Annotated in this window: 7 protein-coding genes; 2 read left to right on the top strand and 5 right to left on the bottom strand. The window is 57.0% G+C overall.

Annotated features, from left to right (window positions below; translation table 11 throughout):
• Positions 1-41 precede the first annotated feature (41 nt).
• From AM218_RS07550 to AM218_RS07570, 5 genes are all read right to left on the bottom strand, one after another.
• Complete coding sequence (locus AM218_RS07550; RefSeq protein WP_054413299.1) at positions 42-1,670, bottom strand: chemotaxis protein CheA; 1,629 nt, start codon at positions 1,668-1,670, stop codon at positions 42-44.
• Positions 1,667-2,743, bottom strand: a complete 1,077-nt coding sequence (locus tag AM218_RS07555; protein ID WP_197274036.1) for a chemotaxis protein CheB — start codon at positions 2,741-2,743, stop codon at positions 1,667-1,669. The genes AM218_RS07550 and AM218_RS07555 overlap by 4 nt, the downstream gene beginning before the upstream one ends.
• 61 nt (positions 2,744-2,804) lie before the next feature.
• Positions 2,805-3,266, bottom strand: a complete 462-nt coding sequence (locus AM218_RS07560) for a response regulator (protein WP_231717569.1) — start codon at positions 3,264-3,266, stop codon at positions 2,805-2,807.
• 51 nt (positions 3,267-3,317) lie between these two features.
• Positions 3,318-3,857, bottom strand: a complete 540-nt coding sequence (locus AM218_RS07565) for a chemotaxis protein CheW (protein ID WP_054413301.1) — start codon at positions 3,855-3,857, stop codon at positions 3,318-3,320.
• A gap of 61 nt (positions 3,858-3,918) precedes the next feature.
• Positions 3,919-8,280: a methyl-accepting chemotaxis protein gene (locus AM218_RS07570; RefSeq protein WP_231717570.1), complete on the bottom strand. Its 4,362-nt coding sequence runs from the start codon at positions 8,278-8,280 to the stop codon at positions 3,919-3,921.
• A 360-nt stretch (positions 8,281-8,640) separates the two neighbouring features.
• Between AM218_RS07570 and topA the strand changes: the two genes are divergently transcribed.
• Both topA and AM218_RS07580 read left to right on the top strand, forming a co-directional pair.
• Positions 8,641-11,103: a type I DNA topoisomerase gene (gene topA / locus AM218_RS07575; protein WP_054413302.1), complete on the top strand. Its 2,463-nt coding sequence runs from the start codon at positions 8,641-8,643 to the stop codon at positions 11,101-11,103.
• Positions 11,104-11,432: 329 nt separating this feature from the next.
• Positions 11,433-12,260 carry a DUF4846 domain-containing protein gene (locus AM218_RS07580; protein ID WP_231717571.1) on the top strand — a complete coding sequence of 276 codons (828 nt, stop codon included), beginning with the start codon at positions 11,433-11,435 and terminating at the stop codon, positions 12,258-12,260.
• Positions 12,261-12,521 lie beyond the last annotated feature (261 nt).

The following is a 12,521-nucleotide window of genomic DNA, read 5'->3' on the forward strand; positions in this document are numbered from 1 at the left end:
ATTGCCCTGATATAAGGGCAGCGGCATCTGCAATACGTAGGTTAAGGTCGTTTAGCCAGGAATACCCGCGTTAGTGCCGGAACATCTAACACAAGGCATACCTGCCCGTTACCCAGCAGCGTAACTCCCCCAAACAAATCAATTGTATCGAGGGGTTGCGTCATGGGTTTAATCACAATGTTTTGCTGGCGCAAAAACCGGTCGACGATAAGGCCCAGCCGGCGGTTGTTGTAGTTGACGATGATGATATCCTGCCGTCCGATGAGCTCTTCCGTATCGGCGGCGGGCAGGTTTTCATCCCCCCCATGCAGCAGTTGGCGCAGGCTCACTACCGGCACGTTTTCGCCCTGCACCTCGGCCAGCAGCATCCCTCCCACTACGTGGAGTTCCTCAGGCCAGAGCGATACAACGGAGTCAATGTGCATGAGCAGCAGCGCGTAGCTGCGTTCTTCCAGTTCAAAGAGCAAAGCTCCTTTCACGGCAATGGAAGTAGGCAGCACCAGGGTAAACGTGGTGCCTTTGCCCAACTCAGAATCGACGCGCAATTGCCCGCCCATCGAGTCGATGGCCAGTTTAACCACATCTAGGCCCACGCCCCGGCCGGATATTTCGGTTACTTCCTCGGCCATGGAAAAACCGGGCTCAAAAAGCAGCGCGCGCACCGCCGGGGCACTTAGAGAGGCCGCGGTCTGGGCGTTAATCAACCCGCGCGAAACGGCTTTGCTTCTTACTTTTTCTACATCAATACCCCGGCCGTCGTCGCGCACCTGAATCAGCACGTCGTCGCGCTCAATGGCCGCTTCCAAGGCTAGCTCGCCCATGGGGGGCTTACCGGCCTTGGTGCGCTCCTCCGGCGTTTCAATGCCGTGCCCAATGGCGTTGCGCACCAGGTGCAGCAAGGAGTCCGTGATGATCTGCAGAATGTTGCGGTCAATCTGGATGTCCTGGCCGCTGATGCTCAGGTTGACTTCCTTATGCTCGGTGGTAGCCACGTCGCGCACCACGCGGGGAAACTTGTTGAACAGCGAGCCGACGTTTACCAGGCGGGCATCCATTACGCTGTACTGCAGTTCATCGGCGATGCGGAACAGGTGCGCCGCTGCCGATTGCAGGGCCGGATTACCAATTTCCTGCCCCAGCGTAAAGATTCGGTCCCGGTCAATAATCAGCTCCCCTACCAGGTTCAGCAGGTGATCAAGCTTTTTTATCTGGATATAGACGAGGTCAGACAGCTCCAGCTTGCGGGAGTCATCAACGGCTATGTCTTCATCGGTGAGGATAGGCGCCTCCCCGCGTACCAGGCGGTCCAGGTTATCCAGCAGCGTCTCGGCATTGGGCAGTTCTTGGTTTTCGCCGATAGCGCGAACCATGGCCCCAATGGTATCAATGCCGGAGAACAATACGTTGGTGATAGAGCCGGAAAACTCCTTTTCCCTGCTCCGGATCAACCCAAAGATGGTTTCCATCTGGTGAGCCACTTCCCCCAGATCCATAAAGCCCATGGCGCGGGCATTGGCCTTTAGGTTGTGCATCAGGCGGAACAACTCGTTCAGCGCCTGTTCGCTTTGCGGGTTTTTCTCCAGCTCACTGATGTGGCGGCTCATGGCGTCGTAGTATTCGAGCGCCTCAGCCATAAATATTTCGCGGTACTCCTGCTCGCGTGACCTCATAAGTTGGTGGCCTGAGATAAGGAATACCGGCTAGGACGCGGCGTAACTACCGGCGACAAATAGCGGCTGATAAAGTCGGAAATTTCGTGTACCGGCAGCACCTGCGAGGCAAATCCACCCTGGATTACAGCCTTCGGCATACTGAAAACAGCAGCCGAGGATTCATCCTGCGCGATAACCATACCGCCATGCTGCTGCACCGTTTGCGCCCCCAACGCTCCGTCGCGCCCCAGCCCACTCAGGACTACGCCTATTACCTTGCGCCCCATGGCGCGGGCCGCCGAGGACATGAGCATATCAACGGAAGGAACATCGGAAGTAGTGGCTGAATCGGCGGCAAACTCCATTTGCCAGGCCAGCCAGGGGCCGCCCGTTACCGGCTGCACCACCATATTGTGCCCACCGGGCGCCACCAGAATCCGGCCGGCTTCCAGCCGGGAGCCGGCGCAGGCAGCGTCAACGGGCAAGGGAGAAATGCGACGCAGGCGCTCTACAAACGAGTTTGTGAACTGCGCCGGCAGGTGCACAGCTACCAGGACAGCTTGCTTCAGATTGGGTGTGAGGCCTCGTACTACTCTCTCTACGGCGCTGGCGCCCCCTGTGGAGCCTCCCAGAACAATGATTCCCCGCGGGGGAGCAAAGATGGAAGTGGCCGTTTTCCCGAGGCGGGATATTAGCTGTTTGGGGCGTATCATCTGCACTTTGCGCCGTAGCTCTGAGTGCTGCGCAGCCGCCAGCGGGTGGTCTTCGGGCAGCAACGGAGTCAGATAATCATACACGCCCCAGCGGGCTGCTTCCCGCATCAGACTAGGCAATGGAACCGCATTGGCATACAGCAGCACCGGTACGGGGCTGTGGGTGGCCAGCTGGTCCAGACCCGGCAAAACAGATTCCCCGGCAATAACCAGATCCGGCCGGAGGGCGCGGGCTTTCCGCACCAGATCCTCGCCACTCAGCGCTGAGCCTACTACCCGCACGTGGGGGGTAGCAGCCAACAGCTTTGCCAACGCCAGCCGGGTAAGGCCAGGAAGTTCGCCGAGCAGAATAGCTAAAGGTTCGGTGATACGGGACACGAAAAAAAGAGAGGAATAAGCGAAAGCTGCGCCACGGCTATGCGTGGCCAGAAGAAAAAGACTACGCCTGGGGTGTAGACTCAGACGAAGTATCGGATGCGGCGGTGTCCGTAGCGTCGGATGCCGGAGCATCGGCGGCAGTTTCAGCTTCGCTATCAGCCTGCTGCAGCATGGTGCCTACAATTTCCAGTACTTTTTCCTCGGAGAAGGGCTTCACAATGTAAGCCACGGCGCCGCTTTCCAGCGCTTCGTTTACAATCACCTCCTGGCCCACGGCGCTGCACATTACAATGCGCACGTTGGGCTGCTCCTGCCGAATGCCTTTCAGCACATCCAGACCGGTATTATCTGGCAGGATAACGTCCAGCGTGATGAGGTCAGGGCGGGTGGCGGCGGCCATTTCCAGCGCTTGCTGGCCGTTGGCTGCCTCGCCTACCACGTCGTAACCGGCGTCGGTAAGCATATTCTTAAGCATCGTGCGCATGTAGAACGAGTCGTCCACGATGAGGATGCGGTTTTTCATATAGTTGGGGTAAGTCGGTCAGAAAATGAAATGGGCGGAAAACGTGTAGGCCTAGGTACGGCTGCGTGCGGTAGAAGATTCCGCCCGGGGGTTTAATTGCATGATTTCCGATGGGGTCAGCAGCTTCATCATGTCCAGTACAATAATGATGCGGTTGTCGAATCGGGCAATTCCCTCGATATACTTCTCCTGAATGTTGCTGTCCTGCAGGAACTCCGGGGCCCGCTCTATGGCAGAAACCGGCAAGGAAAGCGGCTGGGGCACCTCGCGCACCACAATACCAATGGTATAGTCGTGGGCTTCGATGGCCAGTGTGTAGGTAATACCCGTGCTGAGGTCACCTTTGCCCCGGCGCAGGCCAAAACGCTCTTCCAGGTCAATAATAGCAATGATGTCGCCGCGCAGATTGGCAATGCCTTTCACGAAGGCCGGGGTTTTGGGCATGCGCGCAATATCCGGGGTAATGGTTACCTCCTTCACCTGCTCAATGCGTACGCCGTACTCCTCGGTGCCTAGGCGGAAAACAATCAGCTGCACCAGTGCTTCCTGCACAATGGGCTTCCGTTCGCCGCTGCTTTCTGTTTGAACCATAGCTGAAAACAGGAAAACCTACGCTGCCGCCGTATGAGAGGCGCAGCGTAGGAATCCGGGTTTATTTAGACGTTGATTTTTTGCCTTTGCCTGCCTGAGCGGGAGCTGCTTTGGCCTCCTTGGCCGCTGCTGCTTTTGCCTTGCCATTATTGGAAGGCTCGGCTTTTACCACGGCCTGCCGTGGAGCTGCGGGGGCCGGTGCCTCCGGCCGGGGCCGGGCGGCTGTCCGCTCCCGCTTCACCGTGGCCGGAGCAGGTACCGGAGCCGTAGCGCGCGCCATGTGGCGTGTGCGCACCGGAGCTTCTACTTTGGCAACGGGCTGTTCAATCCGACGAACGGTGCGGCGCAGTACCGGGGCGGGCTCAGGCTCCACGTACTCAATCAGCTGGAAGGCCGACAGACCTACCTGCAGGTCATCCGCAATGTCGGTCAGCTTCTGGCTGGAAGCCGTGAGCTCCTGCATGGAAGACGACAGCTGCTTGGCAGTGCCAGCCACTTGCTGCGTACCAGATGCCGTTTGCTCGGCAATGGCTACTACTTCCTCTACGTACTTTACTACGTCGCCAATCGAGGTTTTCTGAATCTCGGTAGCTGTGAGAATGTCGCGGGAGGTGCGCAGCGTTTCACCGCTGGAAGTGGCAATGTTCTTAAAGGCGCTGGATGCTTCAAACGTAGCGTTCTTGCCTTTCAGTACCCGGCCTTCCATGGTTGAAATAGCGGTTGCGGCAGAGATGGTGTCTTTCTTAACATCCTCTACCAGCGTGGCAATTTCGTTGGCCGATTTGCGGGAGCCTTCGGCCAGTTTCCGGATTTCTTCGGCTACTACGGCAAAACCACGGCCGGCTTCCCCGGCACGGGCTGCTTCGATGGCCGCGTTCAGTGCCAGCAGGTTGGTTTGCGAGGCAATGTCCGTGATAACACCCAGCGACTTGCTGATTTCTCCCGAACGGGTACTCAGTACTTCAATGGTACGGGCCGTTTGCGCAGCCGCGTTGGAGATTTCCTCCATGTTCTTTACCACCTCGGCCACCGTTTTCAGACCCAGCTGCGAGGTTTGCTCACCCAGGATAGCCGATTTGTTTACCACGTCAGCTTTGCCGGCCGTTTCCTTGGTGGCCTGCATGATTTCTTCAATCAGCTTAAAGGCTTGGTCTGTTTTCAATGCCTGGTTCTGAGCACCTTCTGCCATCTGCTGCATGGCCAAAGCCACATCAACCGTAACCCGGCTCATTTCCTGACCTTTACCGGCCATTTCTTCCGAGGAAGTTCCTACTACCAGCGAGGAATCGTTGATTTCGCCCAGCAGCTCGTTCAGGTTTTCAACGGCAAGGTTAAGAGCGTCGGACATGGCCAGGATGTCGCCGGCGGTGGGTACTTCCACGCGCTGGGTCAGGTCACCTTCCGAGATGGCTCGCACCACGCGCGATACTTCCAGTACCGGTGAGGCAATGGATTCCAGCAGGGCGTTGAGCGTGTCTACCAGTTCTTTCCAGCTGCCCGATACGCCGCCTACCGTAGCCCGTTCTGTCAGCTTGCCTTCCACACCGGCCACTTTGGCCACGCGGCTAACTTCTACTGCCAGTCGGTTCAGGTCATCCACCATTCGGTTAATGGTGTCGGCTAGCTCGGCCACTTCGCCTTTGGCTTCCAGAGTCAGCTTTTGGGTCAAGTCACCTTTGGATACCGCCGTTACTACTTTCACAATGCCCCGTACCTGAGTGGTCAGGTTGGAGGCCATGGTGTTTACGTTGTCGGTGAGGTCTTTCCAAACGCCGCTTACGCTTGGCACATTGGCCTGGCCACCGAGGCGGCCTTCCGTTCCTACTTCCTGCGCCACACGGGTTACCTCGCCGGCGAAGATGTTCAGGGAGTCCACCATTCGGTTGATGTTGTCTTTCAGGTCGAGCAGCTCGCCTTTAACATCTACCGAAACTTTCTGGCTTAGGTCGCCGCGGGCTACCGCGGTGGTTACGTTGGCAATGTCCCGTACCTGAGAGGTAAGCGAGGCGGCCATGGTATTTACGTTGTCGGTGAGGTCTTTCCAGGTACCGCGTACGTTAGGTACTACGGCCTGGCCACCCAGTTTACCCTCGGTGCCTACTTCGCGGGCCACGCGGGTTACTTCGTCACCGAACGTGTTCAGGGAGTCCACCATCTGGTTGAGGTTTTCCTTCAACTGGAGCAGCTCGCCTTTTACATCTACTTTGATTTTCTGCGACAAGTCACCGCGGGCTACCGCGGTTGCCACGTTAGCAATGTCCCGCACCTGAGAGGTCAGGTTGCTGGCCATTGTATTTACGTTGTCGGTCAAGTCCTTCCAAGTACCCGAAACGTTTGGCACGTTGGCCTGACCGCCCAGAATACCCTCGGTACCTACTTCCCTTGCCACACGAGTTACCTCGCCAGCGAAGATGTTCAGGGAGTCCACCATCTGGTTCAGAATGTTCTTCAGATCCAGCAGCTCGCCTTTTACATCTACCGTGATTTTCTGGGTCAGGTCACCCTTTGCTACCGCGGTTGCTACGTTAGCAATGTCTCGTACCTGAGAGGTCAGGTTGGAGGCCATCGTGTTTACGTTGTCCGTCAGCTCTTTCCAGGTACCACCTACGCGGGGCACGTTGGCCTGGCCGCCCAGCTTTCCTTCCGTACCAACTTCCCTTGCCACACGAGTTACCTCGCCGGCGAAGATGTTCAGGGAGTCCACCATCTGGTTCAAGATATTCTTGAGCTCCAGGATTTCGCCCTTCACGTTCACCGTCATCTTCTGGCTCAAGTCACCGCGGGCTACGGCCGTTGCCACGTTGGCAATGTCCCGTACCTGGCTCGTTAAGTTCGAGGCCATGTAGTTTACATTGTCTGTCAGCTCCTTCCAAACCCCGGCCACGTTGGGCACCGATGCCTGACCACCCAGTTTTCCTTCGGCCCCTACTTCCAGTGCCACACGAGTTACCTCGCCGGCGAAGAGGTTGAGCGAGTCCACCATTTGGTTCAGGTTCTGCTTCAGTTGCAGAAGCTCGCCCTTTACATCTACCGTAATCTTCTGGCTTAGGTCGCCGCGGGCTACCGCAGTAGCTACGTTGGCAATATCTCGCACCTGAGAAGTCAGGTTGCTGGCCATGTTATTTACGTTGTCCGTCAGCTCTTTCCATACGCCGCCTACATTCGGTACCACGGCCTGACCACCAAGGCGTCCTTCCGTACCTACCTCCTGCGCCACGCGGGTTACTTCGCCGGCAAACAGGTTGAGCGAGTCCACCATCTGGTTCAGGTTCTGCTTCAGTTGGAGAAGCTCCCCTTTAACGTCAACGGTGATTTTCTGCGACAAGTCGCCTTTTGCTACGGCGGTTGCTACGTTGGCAATGTCCCGCACCTGAGAAGTCAGGTTGCTGGCCATGTTGTTTACGTTGTCGGTGAGGTCCTTCCAAACCCCGCCTACGTTTGGCACGCTGGCCTGACCGCCCAGTTTACCCTCAGTACCTACCTCCTGTGCCACACGAGTTACCTCGCCGGCGAAGAGGTTGAGCGAGTCCACCATTTGGTTCAGGTTCTGCTTCAGTTGCAGCAGTTCCCCCTTTACATCTACCGTAATCTTCTGGGTGAGGTCACCCTTTGCCACGGCGGTTGCTACGTTGGCAATATCTCGTACCTGAGAGGTCAGGTTCGAGGCCATGTTGTTTACGTTGTCTGTCAGCTCTTTCCAGATACCACCCACGTTTGGTACGGAGGCCTGGCCACCCAGCTTTCCTTCCGTACCTACTTCCTGCGCCACCCGGGTTACTTCCCCCGCGAATACGTTCAGGTTGTCGATGGTTTTGTTGATGGTTTCGGCCATCACCTTGAAGTCACCCGACACTGGAATCTGGAAGGACTCATCCAGATTCCCCTTGCTGATGTTCTTCAGTACTTTGCCTACTTCCAATACCGGCACGGCAATGCTATCCACCAGGCCGTTGATATTGTTGATCATGTCGCGCCAGAAACCGGCGGCATTCTCAGCCGAGGCCCGCGCCTTCAGGTTGCCTTCCACCCCGGCCACCTTGGAAATGCGCGATACCTCGCCTCCTACCCCGCCAATCATCTCCACCATGGAGTTGTAGGCTTCGGCAATTTCGGCGAAGATGTCGTCGTTCTGCTTGGTCAGGCGTACCGATACGTCCCCTTTCTTAAAGGCATCGAGGGCGTAGAGCACGCGGTTCAGCTGCTCGTTAACGTACTCCGGATCCTGCTCATCGGTAATGCCGCGGGCAACCCCGCGCTTGCGGGTACTGTTGCTCCCAGGGGTACTGAGCTGAACAATAGGTTCGGAGGAAGCTGGGGCACCACCCCGACGGGTGGTGACAGCTGCCGTTGCCTGGTCAGCGGCGGCAGGCTGCGCGGGGCTTGCCGTAGTAGAAGAGGAACGTGAATTTTTGCCGGATGCCATAAAGGAGCGGGTGGTAGCGAGCCAGATAAAAATAGGCGATGCAAAGGTTACTGTGCGGCTAAAAGCTAAGCGCAGTACTGACAAAGTTAACAACTAAGAAGTAATACTCTACTGCTGATTACTGGCGGCTCCTTTCTTTTTCTTTTCTGCTGATCTGTTTTAAAGGCTTCTGCCCTATTTATCAGCGTTTAAGAACCTAGTACCCCGTACTGGTGTATTGCTATCACTCCTGTTTTATATAGAGCTTTAAAAATAAGACCGGAATATTCCAGCATCTTTGCGGCAAAATTCAACTCCTTTGCGCTGCTTCTCGTTTCTCTACCGAAACACGCCCAGCATCCCGCCCTGCTTTTACATCATATGGTTAAGAACCTAGTCATAGTAGAGTCTCCTGCCAAAGCCAAAACCATTGAAGGGTACTTGGGCAAGGACTTTATCGTCAAATCCAGCTTTGGGCACGTCCGCGACCTGCCCAAGGACAATAATGCTATTGATATTGCCAACGGCTTCAAACCCACCTACGTAGTCTCACCTGATAAGCGGGAAATCATCTCCCAGCTGAAAAAGCTAGCCAAGGAAGCCGAAATGGTGTGGTTAGCAAGTGACGATGACCGGGAGGGCGAAGCCATTTCCTGGCATCTTTCCGAGACGCTGAACCTGACGGAGGCCAAGACCAAGCGCATTGTTTTCCGTGAAATCACGAAAAATGCCATTCTCAACGCCATTGCCAATCCCCGGGAAATCGACCTGAATCTGGTAAATGCCCAGCAGGCCCGCCGCGTGCTGGACCGCCTGGTAGGCTTTGAGTTGAGCCCGGTGCTCTGGAAAAAGGTGAAAGCCGGCCTTTCAGCGGGCCGTGTGCAAAGTGTGGCCGTGCGACTGGTGGTGGAGCGGGAACGGGAAATCAACCAGTTCAAAACCTCTTCGGCCTACCGCGTAGTAGCCAAATTTGATGCCGGCCAGGGCGCCGTATTGGAGGCCGAGCTGCCCACCCGCTACAAAACCCGCGAAGAGGCCGAGGCCTTCCTGGCGCGCTGCGTTGGCGCCGCCTACCGCATTGAGAACCTGGAGAAGAAGCCGGGCAAACGCACACCGGCGCCACCGTTTACCACTTCTACCCTGCAGCAGGAAGCCTCGCGCAAGCTGGGCTTCTCGGTAGCGCAGACCATGAGCGTGGCCCAGAAGCTGTATGAAGCAGGTAGAATCAGCTACATGCGTACCGACTCTCTGAACCTCTCGCAGGACGCCATAGCAGCGGCCAAGGAGGAGATTACGCGGGCCTACGGTACTGAATATGCGCACACCCGTCAGTTTAAGACTAAATCCGCCTCCGCGCAGGAAGCCCACGAAGCCATTCGCCCCACGGATTTTGCGCTGGCCAAGGCCGGCTCCGATTCGGCGGAGCAGCGCCTGTATGATTTGATCCGCAAACGGGCTATGGCTTCTCAGATGGCCGATGCCACCGTGGAGCGTACCGTAGCCACCATTGGCATCAGCACGCAGCCGGGCGTTACGCTCACGGCTACCGGCGAAGTCATTACGTTTGAGGGCTTTCTGAAGGCGTACAGTGAGTCGAAGGACGAGGATGAGCAGGATGGCGAGTCGTCGTTTTCACGCGGTTTGCCGCCAATTTCAGTGGGCCAGGTGCTGCCGCTGCAGCAGCTGCGCGCTACGGAGCGCTACGCTTCGCCGACTGCCCGCTACACGGAAGCTTCGCTGGTGAAAAAACTGGAGGAAATGGGCATTGGTCGTCCTTCTACCTATGCCCCTACTATCAGCACCATTCAGAAGCGCGGCTACGTGGAAAAAGACACCCGGGAGGGCAAGGAGCGCAAGTTCCATGTGCTGACGCTGGATGGCGACACGGTAAAAACCGAAGTGAAAACGGAAACCTACGGGGCCGACAAAGCCAAGCTGTTCCCCACGGATACGGCCATGGTGGTAAACGACTTTCTGGTGGAGCATTTCCCCGTGATTGTAGACTATAAGTTTACGGCCAAGGTGGAAGACGAATTCGACCAGATTGCCAACGGCCATGAGCAGTGGGAAAAGATGATTGCCGGGTTCTATGGCACTTTCCACGAAACCGTGGAGCGCGGCCAGGATATTGAGCGCAGCACGCTGGGCTCTACCCGCGTTATCGGCCTGCACCCGGAAACCGGCCAGAAGCTGACGGCCCGCCTGGGCCGCTTTGGGCCTTACGTGCAGATTGAGCCCAAAGAAGGTGCACCGGAGGGTGAAAAGGCCGTGTACGCCAGCCTGCGCAAAGGCCAGTTTATCGAGAATATCACGCTGGAAGATGCCTTGGAGCTGTTTAAGCTGCCGCGCAACGTGGGGCAGTTTGAGGACAAGGACATGACGGCCGCCCTCGGCCGCTTTGGTCCGTACATCCGCCACGACAGCAAGTTCTACTCCCTCACTAAGGAGCAGGATCCGCACACCATCACTGCCGACGAAGCCGTAGCTCTCATTGAAAACAAGCGCAAAACCGACGCGGAACGCCTGATTAAGGAGTTCCCCGGCCGCGAAGACGTGCAGGTTCTCAATGGCCGCTTCGGTCCCTACATTGTGGTGGGCAAGAAAAATGTAAAGATTCCGAAGGGCGAAGAGCCGGCGGATCTGACGCTGGAACGCTGCCTGGAGCTGGCAGAGGCTACCCCCGACAAGCCCGCCAAAGGCGGCCGCTTTGCCAAGAAAGCCGCTCCGGCCGCCAGCGAAAAGACCGATACGCCGGTGAAAAAGGCCGCCGCCAAGAAACCCGCCGCTAAAAAGCCGGCGGCCAAAAAACCTGCCGCAACGAAAGCTGCTGGTAAGCCTAAGTAGAGACAGGCGTAAAAACACAAGTGTCATCCTGAGCTCTGCGAAGGACCTTGTTACGCCTGAACGAGTTGTTTTTTCGACTAATGTTCTAGCGTGAGAAGGTCCTTCGCAGAGCTCAGGATGACAAAGGTTTATTTGTTCTTTTAAAAAGAAGCCCTGGCCATAAAAGGCCGGGGCTTCTTTTGGTTTAAGGCGTAAAATACTTATCCCGAATTGGCGTTCTTGTTGCCTCTATCCTATGCCTAATTCGATTTTTTATCTTGATGAAAGCTGCCTTTCCGTTTCTCATCCTGCTCTTCTGCTGCTCCAGTCCTAAGGCAGAATCTGAAACGATGGCCGCCTCCGCTCCACCAACTCCGGATTTGGCGGAGGGCAGCCGGAACACTTATCCGTGGCTGGCGGCCGGCCGCTATAACCCCCGCCAGACCGTAGCCGCACGCATTCTTCCCCCCAAAGGCTACCAGCGGGTGGAGCTTATGCCGGGCTCCTTCGGGAACTGGCTGCGCTACCTGCCGCTGCTGCCCGCCGGCACTCCGGTTAAGCTTTACAACGGCCACCTCAAAGACCGGCAGGATGTACATGCCGCTGTGCTGGACCTGGACGTAGGCACCCGCGACCTGCAGCAGTGCGCCGATGCCGTTATCCGCCTGCGGGCCGAATATCAATTCAGCCAGGACCCCAATCAAGTGCATTTTCACCTGACCAGCGGCGACGACATCCGGTTTCAGGATTGGTACTCGGGCACTGGTTTTCGCATAAGCGGCAATAGCGCGCAACCCGCGCCCAAGGCGGTGGAGCAGCCCACCCACGCCGTTCTGCGCCGCTACCTGGACCAGATTTTTACGTATGCCGGCACCCTTTCCCTTAGCCAGGAACTGCGGCCCATGCCGCTGGCCCAGGTGCAGCCCGGCGACATTTTAATCCGGGGCGGTTCGCCGGGCCACGCGGTGCTGGTGCTGGACGTGGCCGTGCAGCCCGAAACCGGGCGGCGGGCAGCGCTGCTGGCGCAAAGCTATATGCCCGCGCAGCAGATGCACGTGCTGGAAAATGTGTGGGATGAAACCGGGCTGGGAGCCTGGTTTCTGCTTGACCCGCAGGCGGCCCATGTCAGTACCCCGGAATGGACGTTCCGGCGGGAGGAGCTGGGCCGCTTTGAGTAACGTGGCAGACTATAATTTGCCTTAAGGGTTTATCAATATGACGACTTACTTTAGTCATCAAGTCAAAGCAAATCGGCTGGTAAAAGAACTCAACCCGCAGTTGGAGTAGGCAGCGCAACGCCAAGTGGCCCAGCAGCACACACGCCAAGCTGGGCAGCAACACAGCCGCGGCAGTTGAGTAAGCACGTAGGAAATAAAGGTATTAGAGTGTTTTCGGCGCTTCGCTGGTAAGAGCACCTCGTTTAGTCGTCTTCTCCATGC

This window comes from Hymenobacter sp. DG25A, assembly GCF_001280305.1.
In the GTDB taxonomy this organism is placed as follows: Bacteria; Bacteroidota; Bacteroidia; order Cytophagales; family Hymenobacteraceae; genus Hymenobacter.